Annotated in this window: 14 protein-coding genes and 1 pseudogene; 9 read left to right on the top strand and 6 right to left on the bottom strand. The window is 69.7% G+C overall.

The genetic code is table 11. From position 1 onward, the window contains the following. The first annotated feature begins 80 nt into the window (after positions 1 to 80). Positions 81 to 689, top strand: a complete 609-nt coding sequence (locus AB0L97_RS00570) for a hypothetical protein (RefSeq protein ID WP_355071891.1) — start codon at positions 81 to 83, stop codon at positions 687 to 689. 10 nt (positions 690 to 699) lie between these two features. Here AB0L97_RS00570 and AB0L97_RS00565 read toward each other — a convergent pair whose 3' ends face one another. From AB0L97_RS00565 to AB0L97_RS00555, 3 genes are all read right to left on the bottom strand, one after another. Then, a complete protein-coding gene (locus AB0L97_RS00565) occupies positions 700 to 1506 on the bottom strand; it encodes a class I SAM-dependent methyltransferase (RefSeq protein ID WP_364424343.1) in 807 nt (268 codons plus the stop codon). Then, on the bottom strand, positions 1476 to 1997 hold the full coding sequence (locus tag AB0L97_RS00560) for a DUF2505 domain-containing protein (protein ID WP_355071895.1): 522 nt from the start codon (positions 1995 to 1997) through the stop codon (positions 1476 to 1478). The genes AB0L97_RS00565 and AB0L97_RS00560 overlap by 31 nt, the downstream gene beginning before the upstream one ends. Before the next feature lie 121 nt (positions 1998 to 2118). Beyond that, positions 2119 to 2604 carry a DUF2505 domain-containing protein gene (locus tag AB0L97_RS00555; RefSeq protein WP_364424340.1) on the bottom strand — a complete coding sequence of 162 codons (486 nt, stop codon included), beginning with the start codon at positions 2602 to 2604 and terminating at the stop codon, positions 2119 to 2121. Positions 2605 to 2802: 198 nt separating this feature from the next. Here AB0L97_RS00555 and AB0L97_RS00550 point away from each other — a divergent pair, with 198 nt between their 5' ends. Further along, entirely contained in the window at positions 2803 to 3900 is a 1098-nt protein-coding gene (locus tag AB0L97_RS00550; protein ID WP_364424862.1) for a UDP-N-acetylmuramate dehydrogenase, read from the top strand. An 83-nt stretch (positions 3901 to 3983) separates the two neighbouring features. After that, the gene (locus AB0L97_RS00545; RefSeq protein ID WP_364424861.1) at positions 3984 to 5207 is read left to right on the top strand and encodes an Ig-like domain-containing protein; all 1224 of its coding nucleotides are present in this window, start codon (positions 3984 to 3986) and stop codon (positions 5205 to 5207) included. Positions 5208 to 5213: 6 nt separating this feature from the next. On the opposite strand, the gene mscL is transcribed toward AB0L97_RS00545, so the two are convergent. Together mscL and AB0L97_RS00535 are read right to left on the bottom strand one after the other, a co-directional pair. Next, positions 5214 to 5702 (bottom strand): large conductance mechanosensitive channel protein MscL, encoded by a 489-nt coding sequence (gene mscL / locus AB0L97_RS00540; RefSeq protein ID WP_355071897.1) that lies wholly within the window; start codon positions 5700 to 5702, stop codon positions 5214 to 5216. 110 nt (positions 5703 to 5812) lie between these two features. Beyond that, a complete protein-coding gene (locus AB0L97_RS00535; protein WP_355071899.1) occupies positions 5813 to 6550 on the bottom strand; it encodes an SDR family NAD(P)-dependent oxidoreductase in 738 nt (245 codons plus the stop codon). Positions 6551 to 6620: 70 nt separating this feature from the next. Between AB0L97_RS00535 and AB0L97_RS00530 the strand changes: the two genes are divergently transcribed. The 6 genes and pseudogenes from AB0L97_RS00530 to AB0L97_RS00505 all read left to right on the top strand — a co-directional run bounded on the left by AB0L97_RS00530 (position 6621) and on the right by AB0L97_RS00505 (position 13520). Further along, complete coding sequence (locus AB0L97_RS00530; RefSeq protein ID WP_355071900.1) at positions 6621 to 7442, top strand: alpha/beta hydrolase; 822 nt, start codon at positions 6621 to 6623, stop codon at positions 7440 to 7442. Between the two features lie 77 nt (positions 7443 to 7519). Further along, positions 7520 to 8758: pseudogene (mshA, locus tag AB0L97_RS00525) on the top strand (D-inositol-3-phosphate glycosyltransferase); the annotation flags it as partial. A 203-nt stretch (positions 8759 to 8961) separates the two neighbouring features. Beyond that, entirely contained in the window at positions 8962 to 9465 is a 504-nt protein-coding gene (locus AB0L97_RS00520; protein ID WP_364424337.1) for a YbjN domain-containing protein, read from the top strand. Positions 9466 to 9532: 67 nt separating this feature from the next. Next, positions 9533 to 10435, top strand: a complete 903-nt coding sequence (locus tag AB0L97_RS00515; RefSeq protein ID WP_355072134.1) for an ROK family protein — start codon at positions 9533 to 9535, stop codon at positions 10433 to 10435. A gap of 82 nt (positions 10436 to 10517) precedes the next feature. Then, positions 10518 to 11255, top strand: a complete 738-nt coding sequence (locus tag AB0L97_RS00510) for a phosphoglyceromutase (RefSeq protein WP_355071904.1) — start codon at positions 10518 to 10520, stop codon at positions 11253 to 11255. A 207-nt stretch (positions 11256 to 11462) separates the two neighbouring features. Beyond that, a complete protein-coding gene (locus AB0L97_RS00505) occupies positions 11463 to 13520 on the top strand; it encodes a CocE/NonD family hydrolase (protein WP_364424334.1) in 2058 nt (685 codons plus the stop codon). A gap of 87 nt (positions 13521 to 13607) precedes the next feature. Here the strand turns inward: AB0L97_RS00505 and AB0L97_RS00500 are convergent, their stop codons facing one another. After that, positions 13608 to 14267 (bottom strand): NAD(P)-binding domain-containing protein, encoded by a 660-nt coding sequence (locus tag AB0L97_RS00500; RefSeq protein ID WP_364424332.1) that lies wholly within the window; start codon positions 14265 to 14267, stop codon positions 13608 to 13610. Positions 14268 to 14298: the final 31 nt, after the last annotated feature.

The raw sequence follows: 14298 nt of genomic DNA, 5'->3' as shown, positions 1-14298 counted from the left end.
CTTTCTGTGCCGTCTCTGAGGAGGTCGTGAGGGGTTCGAATGTGACATGAAGCACAAAAATCGAGCGTAGCCTGATGCCCATGGCCGGCGATGAGGCAAGCCGCGCGATCGGATCCGCGGAACAAGGATGGCGTGTTCTGCGCCGCTGGGCCGGTCGGCACGCCGGTTTCTTCACGACTCGCCAGGTGCTGCGCACCGGGTGCGGAGCGCGGGTGCGAGCAGCCCTTGGCGATGGTTCGGTGACGAGGGCCGGAGTCGGCATGCTCCGGTTGGCCGGGTGGCCGGACGGCCCGCTCGACGAGTACGCGATGTGGGCGGCCTGGTTCGACGGCGCCGCGGTCGTCTCCCATCAGAGTGCGGCGGAGTTGCACGGGCTCGGCAGCCTGTGCCCGCGGTTCCTGCACCTGTCGGCGCGTGCGGGACGTCCGCCGGTGACGCCGCGGCTGGTGGTCGTGCGCCGAACGCTGGCAGGCGCCGACGTGGAATCGGCGGGTGCGTTCCTGGTGACGACGCCGGTCCGCACGGTGCTCGACTTGGCCGAGGCCGATATCGGGCAGTCCGCCTTGAACGAGGTGGTGGCCGACGCGGTCGCGATCCACCGGTGCGCGGGCGAGGAGATCACCGACGCGGGTGCGCGCTTGTCGCCGCGCGCCGCGCGACGGGTATATCAGGCGCTTGCCGTAGCGTGACGAAACCGCGCTAGCTCGTACCGAGCGGCGCGACCGCCGACCACGGCACCGAGAGCACGCTGTCGCGCAGGCGGCGGCGGTAGTGGCGGATCGGGAAGCCTTCCGCGTGCAGCGCCCGCGCCGCCGCGCGCCAGCGGACCCGGGGGCCATATGGTGCCATCGGCGCGGCGTGGGCCCACGCGCGATCGGCGGCGGTCAGCAGCGCGTGAATCGGTTCACCGGGAACGTTGCGGTGGATCAACGCCTTCGGCAAGCGTTCGGCGAGGTCGGAGGGACGCTCGACGGTGAAAGGATCCCAGGCCAGTGTGAGCGAGCGCGGCCCGTCCCGGTCGAGCAGGATCCATGCGCAGCGTCTGCCCAATTCGTCGCAGGTGCCGTCGACCAGCACCCCGTCCGGCGCCAGCCCGGCCAGCACCGTCGACCATGCCTCGCCGACCGCCGCTTCCGGGTACTGCCGCAGGACGTTGAAGGCGCGCACCAGAACCGGCCGCAGCCCGGCCAATTCGAATCCGCCCCGTGCGAAGGTGACGCCGTCGCGGCCGGGCACCACGCGCTGCGGGTCGATCTCCAATCCGACCACGCGCACGTCGGCGCGGATCGTGCGCAGCCGAGCGGCCAGCTCGAACGTGGTCCACGGGCTCGCGCCGTACCCGAGATCGACGACCAGCGGATCGGGCGCACCGCGCAACCGGTCGGCGACGAATTCGTCGTTGATCAGCCAGCGGTCGCTGCGGCGGAGACGATTGACGGCGGTGGTGCCACGAGTGATATTGCCGACCGGCTTGGTCAGCGAGTGGGGTGTTGTTCTTCCAGCCACTGAACCGTGAACTCGGCCTCGCCACGGAACAGGTCGACCAGGTTCACCAGCATCAGCTGTTCCAGGCGCGGACCCACCATGGGGATGAAAACTTTCGCCTCCGACGAGAAGCGCATGGTGCAGCCGGTGTCGGTGGGGAACAGGCGGATGGTGCCGCCGAGGCTGCCGGGGCCTGCGGGAATGGACGCCGAGTACTTGCCGGTGGTCTCCTCCGCGGCGTACGGACTGTAGAACTCCTTGCGAGTGATCACCATGTCCTTGCGCATCACCGTCTGCGCGATTTCCGGCAGCATGTCGCGGGGGAGGACGTGGTGCAGCTCGACCGTGATCCCGTCGTCGCCCGCCTCCAGCCGGACCACCTCGTTGCCGGGGGTGTACTTCCGCATCTCGCCCATCCGCGCGTCCCAGTAATCGCGGTTCGACAGCGCCGCGTACAGCTCTTTTGTGGTGTGCAGCGGATAGCGGGCGGAGTAGTCCAATCGGCGTGCCATGGGCTCACACGTTACTGGGTCCGGCGGCGCCGACCTCGATGGGCGGGTGGAGTGCGGAACTGACACGAAGGCCGGGACCGCACGATGTGACGTCGAACAGTGACCGTGATCTCGAGACCGGTCAGTGCGCCGTGAGCCACTTGCCGGTGAACTCCGCCTCGTTCTTCAGCAGTTCGGTGAGGTGCTCGGCGATCGCCTTCTCGATCTTGCTGCCGAACAGCGGAATCTTCACCTCGATGGTGCCGTCGACCGTGGTGACGGCGCCGGAGCCGTCGGCGGCCAACGCGATGGCGCCGCGGACCTCGGCGGGCGCGCCTTCGACGCGGGCCTCGAAGGTGGCCTGGTCCCCGGTCCAGTGCTCGACGCGCGGGATGATCAGATCGCCGGGCCGCACCGCGGTGATCGCGGCGGGGAGCTGTTCGGCGGGGATGGCCTGCACCATCTCGACGCGCACCTCGTCACCGCTGATGGTGACCGACTCCAGCCGGGCATTGGGGCCGCCGACCTCCGCGATGCGATCCTTCCAGTACTGGTCGTTCGCAAACGCCGCGCGCACCGCGGCGGTCGGATGGGTGTAGCGGGCCGTGTACGCCAGCGGTGTAGCCATGGGTCCACACGCTACCGTGTGGCGCTCGAGTCACACGAGTCATGCTGTCGGATCTGCTCGCGGGCGGAGAATGCCAGCATGTAGCTGTCAGCGCACCCGCTGCTGTTCGGCATTCGAGCTGCCCGAGCGGTGCTATCCGATCCGCTCGCGGGCTGATACACCAGCGTGTAGTTGTCGGCGCGCACGCTACCGTTTAGCATCGTGCGAACTTCACGAGTGGTGCCCTCGGATCTCCTCGCCGATACCGGCGCGCGGCTATGCGCCGACGTGCGGTTGGCGGAGCTGACCACGCTGCGAGTGGGTGGACCCGCCCAGGTCGCCGAATGCGCGACGACCGAAGCGTTGGTCGCGACGGTCCGTGCGCTGGACGCGGCGGGTGTCCCGGTGCTGCTGCTCGCGGGTGGCTCGAATCTGCTGATCGGCGACGACGGCTTCGACGGCGTCGTGGTGCGGATCGCCACCGGCGGCGTCGAGATCGGCGACGGCGGCGTGGTCGCCGAGGCGGGCGCGGACTGGGACGCCGTGGTGCGGGCGACGGTCGAGGCGGGTCTCGGAGGATTGGAGTGTCTGTCCGGCATTCCCGGTTCGGCGGGTGCGACGCCCGTGCAGAACGTCGGCGCCTACGGCGCGGAGGTGGCGAATCTGCTGCGCCGGGTGCGCCTGCTGGATCGCGCCAGCGGTGAGATCCGGTGGGTGGAGCCCGCGGAACTCGGTTTCGGTTACCGCACCAGCGTGCTCAAACACCGTGACGACGCCGTCGTGCTCGCGGTCGATTTCGCGCTGCGCGCAGACGGTTCCAGCGTGCCACTGCGTTACGGCGAGCTGGCCTCGGCGCTGGGCGCCGCGGACGGCGAGTCCCGCCCCGCGGCCGAGGTGCGGGAAGCGGTGCTGCGGTTGCGTGCGGGCAAGGGCATGGTCCTCGATCCGGCCGACCACGACACCTGGAGCGCGGGTTCGTTTTTCACCAATCCGGTGGTCGCGCCGGAGCGGGTGGCCCAGGTGCGCGCCGCGATCGCCGCTCATCTGGGCGACGTCGCGGTCCCGACCTATCCGGCGCCGGACGGAGTCAAGTTCTCCGCGGGCTGGCTCATCGAGCGGGCCGGTTTCGCCAAGGGCTTCCCCGGCGACGGTGCGCCCGCCCGACTGTCGACGAAACACACACTGGCGCTGACCAATCGCGGCGGCGCCAGTGCGGCCGATGTGGTGGCGCTGGCCAGGACGGTCCGCGACGGGGTGGCCGAGCGTTTCGGGATCCGGCTGGAACCCGAACCGGTCACGGTGGGTCTCACCCTCTGACCCGTTGAGGCCGACACCACACGCTGCGTCGACGGGTCGGCGCGCGCGCCGCGCGTAGATTCGACGAAGTGAACCACCGCACGATGATCCGCCGATCGGTTGCCGTGGTGTCGGCCCTCCTGCTCGTGGTCGTCGCTCTGGTGGCCGGTTGCACGATAGACCGCGGCTCCGGAAAGCCGCGTCCCGCTGCCGGTCCGATCGCCAAAGCGACGTTGACCCCCGCCGCCGACGCCACGAACGTCAACCCGACAACGCCGGTCTCGGTGACGATCAGCGACGGCACGATCGATCAGGTCGCGCTGACCAACGTCGCGGGCAAGCAGGTCCGCGGCGAACTCGCGCCGGACCGGCGCGCTTACACCATCACCGAGCCGCTCGGCTACGACGCCACCTACGCCTGGTCCGGCACCGCCGTCGGCGCCGACGGCAAGCCGATCCCGATCGACGGCTCGTTCCACACCCTGAAGCCCAAGAGCACCGTCCCCGCGACCCTGAACATCGGCGACAACCAGGAGGTCGGCATCGCGGCGCCGATCATCCTGCAGTTCAAGTCGTCCGTCACGAACAAGGCGGCGGTGGAGAAGGCGCTCACGATCACCACCGACCCGCCCACCGAGGGCGCGTGGGCCTGGTTCCCGGACGACGGCGGCTCCCGCCTGCACTGGCGTCCGAAGAACTACTGGACACCGGGGACCGCCGTGCACGTCTCGGCCCGCCTCTACGGCCTCGACCTCGGTGGCGGCAACTACGGCGATTCCGATCTGACCACCGATTTCCGCATCGGCCGCAGCCAGATCGTCAAGGCGAGCGCCCCGAGTCACCGCATGCAGGTGGTCCGCGACGGACGGACGGTCTTCGATTTCGCCGTCAGTTACGGCGAGGGCAACGAGGCGCGCAACGTGACTCGTTCCGGTGTCCACGTGGTCACCGAGAAGTACGAAGACTTCATGATGTCGAACCCGCCGTTCTACACCAATGTTCGCGAACGCTGGGCGGTACGCATCTCCAACAACGGCGAATTCATCCACGCCAACCCGGAATCGCTGTCGGCGCAAGGTTCGGCGAACGTCACCAACGGCTGCATCAATCTGTCGCCCGGTGATGCCCAGGCGTATTTCCCCACGTCCCTGTACGGCGATCCGGTCGAGGTGACCGGAACCTCGATCCCGCTCTCGGCCGCCGACGGCGACCTCTACGACTGGACCATCGACTGGGACACCTGGAAAACCATGTCGGCGTTGCGGGGCGCGCCGTCCGCCGTGGTCTCCGCCACACCGCTGCCCCCGCAGCCCGCGGGGGCGCGCTGACCGGGTCTAGCGCACCTTCACGTTCTGTTCTTCGGTCGCGTCGTCGGCGTGTTCCTCTTCGACCTCTCGGTCGGCCTGGCGTTGGGCGCGGACCGCCTCGTGCCGCTCGGCGAGCAGGTCGCGAATCTCGGTCAGCAGTTCGATCTGGGTGGGCTCGGCCGCCTTCGGCGTGCCGAAGCGATTCTTGATCGTCTTCATGGGCAGGATCAGCACGAAGTAGAGCACCGCGGCGACCATGAAGAAATCGATGGCGGCCGTGATGATCGGGCCGACGGCGATGAAGGTGGCGGGCTTGGAGGGGATCAGCTGCACGCCGAGGCCCAGCTGGTTGGTGCTGCCGAACACCGCGAGCAGCGGATTGACGACACCTTTCGTCACCGAGGTCACCACGGAGGTGAACGCGGTGCCCATGACGACGGCGACCGCGAGATCGATGACGTTCCCGCGCATCAGGAACTCTTTGAAGCCCTTGAACATGAGCCGAATCACTCCCATCCGATGTCCTTACGCGTGCGGCTTCTCGGATGTTAACGGCTACGGGCGAACAGCGAAGGCCCAGCGATTCGCGGCCGGGCCGGCGCTGCCGAACGAGTAATGCGCTTCAGCTATGAAGTGCGGCGGGCGAACCGACCCGCGTCGGCCTGGTCGCGCGGCTTGATGATGATCTGGTCCAGATCGACGTGCGCCGGTCGCGACGCGACGAACCCGATGACCTCCGCGATGTCCTGGGCGACCAGCGGATCGATGCCCTCGTACACCTTGGCCGCGCGTTCGGCGTCGCCGCCGAAACGCACCAGCGAGAACTCGGTCTCCACCGCGCCGGGCGCGATCTCGGTGAGACGCACCGGCTGCCCGAGCAGCTCTCCGCGCAGCGTGCGGTGCAGCACGGCTTGCGCGTGCTTGGCGGAGGTGTACCCGGCGCCGTTGTCGTAGGCGGTGAACGCGGCCACCGACGTGACGGTGACGATCAGCCCGTCACCGGAGGCGATCAGCTTCGGCAGCAGCGCCTTGGTGACGCGCAGTGTGCCGAGCACGTTGGTCTCCCACATCCAGCGCCAGTCGTCCAGGTCGGCCTCGGCCACCGGAGCCAGGCCCTTCGCGCCGCCCGCGTTGTTGACCAGCACGTCGACGCGCTCGACCGCTTCGGTGAACGCCCGCACCGACTCGTCCGAGGTGACGTCGAGTTCCAGTGCGGTGCCGCCGATCTCGTCGGCGAGGCGGCCAAGGCGATCGAGCCTGCGCGCACCGACGTAGACGTGATAGCCCTGCTCGGCCAGCTCACGGGCTGTGGCCTCCCCGATCCCCGAGCTGGCTCCGGTCACGACGGCGGTGCGAGTGCTCATGCGAACAGATCCTAGGTGCGCGAGGTTTGCCGGGTCCTGGCGGTCCCGCGAGCACGGTTAGCCTCGGTGCATGGCTATTCGGGACGTGGTGAGCGCGGACGGAACCAACATCGTCTACCGGGTGAGCGGCCCGGCGCACGGCAGGCCGCTGGTGCTGCTGCACGGCTGGTCGGCGAATCTGCGCTGCTGGGGTGGAGCCGCCGACGACCTCGCCGCGCACATGCGGGTGGTCGCCGTCGACCTGCGTGGCCACGGTTACTCCGACGCGCCCGCGGCGGGCTACGACGATCCGAAGAACTGGGCGGCCGACGTCGCGGCGGTGCTGGCGGCCGAGGGCATCGCGTCCGGGGCGGTGCTGCTCGGCTGGTCCTACGGCGGGATCGTGCTGACCGACTACTTGACCGCCTATGGCACCGGCGCCGTGGCGGGCGTCGTCTACACCGGCTCGATGGCGAATATCGGCCCCGGTGTGCCCGGCGCGGCGACCGGCAGCATGATGCGGGAGGCGATTCCGGGCGTCTTCGAGGAGAGCGCGGGGCGGGCGGTGCGCGCCTTCGGTGTGTTCGGCAATGCGAACACCGGACCGGGCGCGGACAAGGGGCCGGACGCGCAGCGCTTGTTCGGGGCCAGTCTCGCCACCCCGCCCGCGGTGCGCAAAGCGCTGTTCTACCGGACCGTCGACAACACCGAGACCCTGCGCACACTGGACGTTCCGGTGCTCGTCCTGCACGGGACCGCCGACCGGGTCGTTCCCGTCGACAACGGCCGCTACATCGCCGAGGCCGTGCCGGACGCGCGTGTGTCGTTCTGGGAGGACGCCCAGCACGGCCTGTTCATCGAGGACCGTTCCCGGTTCGTCGCCGAGGTGCGCGCGTTCATCGAGAGTCTGTGATCGGATTCATGTCTGCTCTGTGATAGCTCTCACTTGCCGCGGATAGCGTGTCTGGGCCGGGGAACGCAACGTGCACTATGGATAGTGTGAGTCAGCGCCTGGACCTACGGCCGAACCGTATCGCCGTGTTATCGGTGCACACCTCACCACTCGCTCAGCCGGGCACCGGCGACGCGGGCGGCATGAACGTCTACGTCCTGCAAACGGCCGTCGAGCTGGCCCGGCGCGGCACCGAGGTGGAGATCTTCACCCGGGCCACCGCGTCGAACGTCCCGCCGGTCCAGGAGGCCGCGCCCGGCGTGCTGGTGCGCACCGTGGTGGCAGGCCCGTTCGAGGGGCTGGACAAGCACGATCTGCCCACCCAGCTGTGCCCCTTCACCGCGGAGGTGCTGCGTCAGGAGGCCAGGCACCTGCCCGGCCACTACGACCTGGTGCACTCGCACTACTGGTTGTCCGGCCAGGTCGGCTGGCTGACCAGGGACCGGTGGCGGGTGCCGCTGGTGCACACCGCGCACACCCTGGCGGCGGTGAAGAACGCCGCGCTGGCCGAGGGCGACTGTCCCGAACCGGCGACCCGCGAGATCGGCGAGAAGCAGGTGATCGCCGAATCCGACCGCCTGGTCGCCAACACCGCTGAGGAAGCCCGCCAGCTGGTGGAACTCTATGGCGCCGACCCCGAGCGCATCGATGTCGTCCCGCCGGGTGCCGACTTGACCTGCTACCGCCCCGGTGACAAGGCCGCCGCCCGCGCCGCGCTCGGGCTGGCCGCCGACGAGCGGATCGTCGCGTTCGTCGGCCGGATCCAGCCGCTGAAGGCGCCCGATGTGCTGGTGCGCGCCGCGGCCGAGGTCTTGCGCGCCGACCCGGAGCGCAAACTGCGCGTGCTGATCGTGGGCGGCCCGTCCGGCAGCGGGCTGGAGCGGCCGGACGCGCTGATCGATCTGGCCGCCGAACTCGGCATCGCCGAGCGGGTCAGTTTCCTGCCCCCGCAGCCGCCGCAACGGCTGGTGCTGGTCTACCGCGCCGCCGATCTGGTCGCGGTGCCGAGCTACAACGAGTCCTTCGGCCTGGTCGCGATCGAGGCGCAGGCCAGTGGCACCCCGGTGCTCGCCGCCGACGTGGGCGGTCTCGGCACGGCCGTACGGCACGAGGTGTCCGGCCTGCTCGTCCCCGGCCACCGCACCGTGGACTGGGCGAACGCGCTGCGCCACCTGCTGGACGACCCGGACCGGCTGCACCGGATGGGCGAGCAGGCCGTCGCGCACGCGGCCAACTTCTCCTGGGCGCACACGGCCGACGGGCTGCTCGCCAGCTACGCCGCGGCCATGGCCGGTTTCCGGGACGAGCGGGCGGCTTTCGGCGGACGCGGCCTGGCGCACAGCGCTGTGCGGGAGGATGCCTACGACCGGGTGTCCGACGACCACACCGGTCTCGCCGCGGAGCGGACGGCCGCCCTGCTCGGCGAGAACAGTCAGGCGAGATCGCGGGCGCTGTGGCGGCGCCGGATGGGAGTGCGCCGGTGAACGAGGTACAGACGACCGCGCGGCTCATCGATGAGACGCTGCGGGACAGGGAGATCGAATACACCCGGCCGGGGGAGGAGACCTTCGTCGTCGTCCTGCCCGGTGAGCGCAAACTGAAGACCACGGTGATGGTCACGGTGGGCAAGCACGGGGTCCGCTTCGAAGCGTTCGTCTGCCGCAAGCCCGACGAGAACTTCGAAGGCGTGTACAAGTTCCTGCTGCGCCGCAACCGCAGGCTCTACGCCGTCGCGTACACCCTCGACCGGGTCGGCGACATCTATCTGGTGGGCCGGATGTCCGCGCACTCCGTCACCGCCGACGAACTGGACCGGGTGTTCGGCCAGATCCTCGAGGCCGTCGACGCCGACTTCAACGTGCTGCTGGAACTCGGCTTCGCCGAATCCATTCGGCGGGAATGGAAGTGGCGCGTCTCGCGCGGCGAGTCGCTGCAGAACCTGCGCGCCTTCGAGCATCTGGTCGATTCCGCCGACAAGCCGTAGCCGGTCGTCGCCCCGTCCGGTTCCCGGGTGACAATCGCAGGTGGCTCGGATCGGCGAAGGGACGGCATTGGCGATTCTCGCTCTGGACATCGGCGCGACGAAGTTCGCGGCCGGGGTGGTCGGCCCCGGTGCCGAGGTGCGCGACGTGCGCCGGGTGGACGTGCCGGACGCGGGTGTGTGGGACGTCTGTCGCGAACTGCTGCGCACGGTCGCGGGGCCGGAACGCGTCAGCGCCGTAGGTATCGGTGCGGCCGGGCCGGTGGATGTGCGCACCGGCGTCACGGGTCCGTTGAACATCCCGGAGTGGAAGACGGGATTCCCGATCGTCGCCGCCGTGCGGGAACTCTTTCCCGCCGCCACGATTCGTTTCGCCATCGACGGCGCTTGTCTCGCGCTGGCCGAACATCGCCTCGGCGCGCTGCGCGGGGTGCCCGACGCGCTGGCCATGACGGTGTCGTCGGGCATCGGCGGCGGGATCGTCGCGGGCGGCAAGGTGCTGCTCGGGCGCACCGGCAACGCCGGGCACGTGGGTCACATCGTCGTGCCCGGGTGGGACACGCCCTGCGGCTGCGGCGGCCGCGGCTGCGTCGAGGCGGTCGCGAGTGGCATGTCGTCGGTGCGCTGGGCGCGCGAGCAGGGTTGGCCCGGCGCCACGGGGGTGCGGCTGGCCGCGGACGCGCACGCGGGCGACGAGATCGCCGTCGCCGCGCTGCACCGGGCGGGCACCGCGCTCGGCGCGGCGGTCGCCTCCGCCGCCGCCCTGCTCGACGTCGACCGGGTGGTGATCGGCGGCGGGTTCGCGCAATCCGGTGCGCCGCTGTGGGATCCGTTGCGGGCCGCGGTGGACGCGCACGCCGGGCTGAAATTCCTGCGCGGACTGCGCGTGGAACTCTCCGAGATCACCCACGGGGCCACCCTGGCGGGCGCGGGCGTGCTCGCCGCGGAGCACACCGCCGACGAACCGGTCTGACATCGCGCTTTCGCGCCAGGACCGGGGCGGCGGAGGCGGGAACCGATGCGACCCGGCGCAGCGCGCATGGGAGGATGGCCGCATGACGTACACCCTCGTGCTGCTGCGCCACGGCGAAAGCGAATGGAACGCCCTGAACCTGTTCACCGGCTGGGTGGACGTGCACCTGACCGACAAGGGCATCGCCGAGGGCAAGCGTGCCGGGGAACTGCTGGCCGAGCACGGCATCCTGCCGGACGTCGTCTACACCTCGCTGCTGCGTCGCGCGATCTCCACCGCGAACATCGCGCTGGACGCCGCCGACCGGCACTGGATCCCCGTGATCCGGGACTGGCGGCTCAACGAGCGCCACTACGGTGAGCTGCAAGGCAAGAACAAGGCGCAGGTCAGGGAGAAGTACGGCGACGAGCAGTTCATGCTGTGGCGCCGCAGCTACGACACCCCGCCGCCGCCGATCGACCCGGCCAACGAGTACAGCCAAGAGGGCGACGCGCGCTACGCGGGCATCGATGTCCCGAAGACCGAATGCCTGCTCGACGTGGTCAACCGGATGGTGCCGTACTGGGAGTCGACCATCTCCAAGGACCTGCTGTCCGGCAAGACCGTGCTGGTCGCCGCGCACGGCAACTCGCTGCGCGCGCTGGTCAAGCACCTCGACCAGATCTCCGACGAGGACATCGCGGGCCTGAACATCCCCACCGGCATCCCGCTGCGGTACGAGCTGGACGAGAACCTGCGCCCGGTGCGCCCGCACGAGTACCTCGACCCGGAGGCGGCCGCCGCGGGCGCCGCCGCCGTCGCCGGTCAGGGCGGCAAGTAACCCGCATACCGAGCACTCTCGACGCGCTGTCACCCGCCCGGGTGGCAGCGCGTCGTCGTTTCGATGAGGTGTTGCCGTGCGACACGCCGGAGGGATGCCGGTCGATCCGCGGCGCTATGTCGGCGATTTAAGTTACCCACTATTTCTACCGGCAAGTAAGTAGGTACACTCTGGTCGTTCGACCAGCCGAGAGGTGGATCACGTCCGATGAAGAACGCGCTGCGGGCCACGGTGGCGGCGGTTGCCGTCACGATGCTCGTCCCCTTGCTCGCCGCCGGCGCCGATGCCGTCGCGCCGCCCACCGGCCCGGACGGCGGCGCTGCCGGAGCGGCTTGGACTGCCACCCAAGATGATCCGCAGCAGTACCCGAACATCAACATCCAGTGGGACGTCCCCATCACGATGAGTGACGGAACAGTCCTGAAGGGCAACGTCTACCGGCCCGCGGACGCCTCCGGCCGCCCCGTCGACACCCCTACGCCGACGATCGTCAATCTCACGCCGTACACCAAGCTGGTGTCGAATCTGGCCGATCACGCGCAGTCGATCCCCGGCCTGTCCGACGCGCTGATCGAATTCTTCCGGCAGATCGACATGAGCGGCACGCCGCTGTCCGGCGTCACCGACCTGACGAAGGCGTTCGGCGGGGGCGAACTGCGCAACTTCACCGTCGACCGGCAACTGATCAAGAGCGGCTACTCGCAGGTGGTCGTCGACGTGCGCGGCACCGGTTTCTCTCAGGGCGTCTGGGACATGCTGCGCGGACGCGAACAACAGGACACGCTCGAGGTGATCGACTGGGCGTCCCGGCAGCCGTGGTCCAACGGACGCGTCGGCATGAACGGCATCTCCTATTCCGGGATCAATCAGGTGCAGGTCGCGCAGAAGCGCCCGCCCGCCTTGCAGGCGATCTTCCCGGTCGTGCCGGGCAGCGACCTGGTCAACGACGTGCTCGCACCCGGCGGCGGCTTCGGCTTCAACTTCATCCCGCTGTGGCTCACCGCGGTCAACGGGCTCAAGCTGATTCCCGATCTCGCCTCGGTGCTCAACGGGCAACTGGACACCACGTGGCTGGCCGACCGCGCCCGCGATCCGTTGACCTTCATGGACGTCCTGCTCAACGTCTACACCACCGCGCGCATCGAGGATCTCGACCCGCGCGCCAAGGAACTGCTGACCGACGGCTCCGGCCCGCGCCAGGACTGGCTCGGTGATCCCAGCGGTATCCGGACGCCGACCTTCGTCACCGGCGGCTGGCACGACCTGTTCACCTACTCGGAATCCAAGATCTACAACGAGATTCCGCTGCCGCCGGGCCAGAAGCAGCTGCTGATGGGCAACACCTATCACCTCAACTCGGGCAACGAGTACGGCAAGCCGGGCCTGCCGCCGCGGCTGGATGTGTTGCAGCGCGCGTGGTTCGACCGGTGGCTCAAAGACATCGACAACGGCATCGAGCAGTACGGCCCGATCACCCTGCGTCAGCAGGGCGGTGGCTGGATCACCACCGACTCGTTCGCCGCGTCGACCGCCGCCGCGAATCCGGGGCAGGCGGTGCATCGCAGGATGTACCTGTCCGCCGCCGCCAGCGGTACCGCGAACAGCCGCTACGACGGTTCGCTCGATGCCACGGGCACCGGCGAGCCCGCGCGTCTGACCGTGGCGCCCGGCCTGACCAGCCTGTGTTCCAACGACGCCGCCCAGGGCAGTGCCGGTGTGCTTTCGGTCATCGACGGCTGTGCGAAGGACTCCAGGGTCGAGGAACTCAACGGGCTGACCTTCACCAGCGCCCCGGTCGGCGAGCCGACCACGATTTCGGGGCGGATCGCGGTGCGGCTCAACACCGTTCAAGATGCCGCCGATGGGTACTGGGTGGTCACGGTGAACGATGTCGCGCCGGACGGGCAGTCCAGCGTGCTGTCGTCCGGTCAGCTCATGGCTTCGCTGCGGGCGATCGATGAGGCGAACAGCAGCAAGTCGGCCAACGGCGACTACACCGATCCGCGGCCGTACACCTCGCTGGAGCAGCGGCAGCCCACGGTCCCCGGCGAGGTGACCACGCTGGACATCGCGCTGCCCGCCACCGAGGCGATCCTGCAACCCGGTCACCGCCTGCGCGTCGACGTCTACGCGGGCAACTTCCCCAAGGGCTTGCCGATCCTGCCGATGCTGATCGACACCGGCTTGCGGCCTCAGCATCTGGAGCTGGACCCCGGCCGTCCGAGCTTCGTCAACATCCCGGTCAGCGGCAATCCGGGCTGGTAGATCCGGGGCGGGTCCGGGCGTGCACCCCGCGCATCGACGTCGCGGGGTATGGGCGAGGGTGCACGCTCCGGCCTCATCGTCGTGCGGTCAGTCGACGACGGCGAACGCGGCCTCCACGGGCGGGAACATCGCGCGGGCGTCGTGCCCGGCGAACCAGAGACCGACGGTGAACACCGACATCGCCTCCAGGTACCGGGCCCGGTGCAGCCCGCCCGCCGGGAGCGCCCGCGATCCCAGGTCTTCCGCCAGCCCCGCGACCACCCGCAGCGCGGCCTCGTCGTCACCGCACAGCGGCACCGCCAGGCGGCGCTCGTCGAAGACGCGCGCCTTCGCCTGCCACACCTCGGCGGCGCACAGGTTGAAGGCCTTCACCACGTGCGCTCCCGGCGCCAGCGCAGCGACCCGTTCCGCGACAGCGTCTTCTGCCAGGACGAAGGCGGTGGCTCCTTCCGGCGCCGCCGCATCCGGGGCGAAGGCGTTGGTGCAGTCGACCACCGTGCGTCCGGCCAGCAGCTCTCCGGTCGCGTGCAGCACCTCCGACAGCGCGGGCACCGGTAACGCGAGCAGCACGACGTCGCCGAACGTCGCCGCGTCGGTGATGCTCCCGGCGCGCCCGCCGATCGAGGCCGCCGATTCCGCCGCGGCGGCGGCGGTGCGGGCGCCGATGAGTACTTCGTGCCCCGCCGCGCTCCAGCCGCCGCCGAGCGCCCGCGCCATCGCGCCCGCGCCGATGATTCCGATTCGCATTCGAACTCCTGACTCGAAATGTGTTCGACGA

Source organism: Nocardia sp. NPDC051911, from assembly GCF_040681035.1.
GTDB classification, from domain to species: domain Bacteria; phylum Actinomycetota; class Actinomycetes; order Mycobacteriales; family Mycobacteriaceae; genus Nocardia; species Nocardia sichangensis.
Note: the sequence above shows the minus strand (reverse complement) of the source record. Positions and strands in the feature narration are given on the sequence as shown.

Coding starts and splice junctions, on each gene's coding strand:
- AB0L97_RS00570 (WP_355071891.1), top strand. CDS start 81: ATGGCCGGCGATGAGGCAAGCCGCGCGATCGGATCCGCGGAACAAGGA.
- AB0L97_RS00560 (WP_355071895.1), bottom strand. CDS start 1,997: ATGGCACGCCGATTGGACTACTCCGCCCGCTATCCGCTGCACACCACA.
- AB0L97_RS00555 (WP_364424340.1), bottom strand. CDS start 2,604: ATGGCTACACCGCTGGCGTACACGGCCCGCTACACCCATCCGACCGCC.
- AB0L97_RS00545 (WP_364424861.1), top strand. CDS start 3,984: ATGATCCGCCGATCGGTTGCCGTGGTGTCGGCCCTCCTGCTCGTGGTC.
- mscL (WP_355071897.1), bottom strand. CDS start 5,702: ATGGGAGTGATTCGGCTCATGTTCAAGGGCTTCAAAGAGTTCCTGATG.
- AB0L97_RS00535 (WP_355071899.1), bottom strand. CDS start 6,550: ATGAGCACTCGCACCGCCGTCGTGACCGGAGCCAGCTCGGGGATCGGG.
- AB0L97_RS00530 (WP_355071900.1), top strand. CDS start 6,621: ATGGCTATTCGGGACGTGGTGAGCGCGGACGGAACCAACATCGTCTAC.
- AB0L97_RS00510 (WP_355071904.1), top strand. CDS start 10,518: ATGACGTACACCCTCGTGCTGCTGCGCCACGGCGAAAGCGAATGGAAC.
- AB0L97_RS00505 (WP_364424334.1), top strand. CDS start 11,463: ATGAAGAACGCGCTGCGGGCCACGGTGGCGGCGGTTGCCGTCACGATG.
- AB0L97_RS00500 (WP_364424332.1), bottom strand. CDS start 14,267: ATGCGAATCGGAATCATCGGCGCGGGCGCGATGGCGCGGGCGCTCGGC.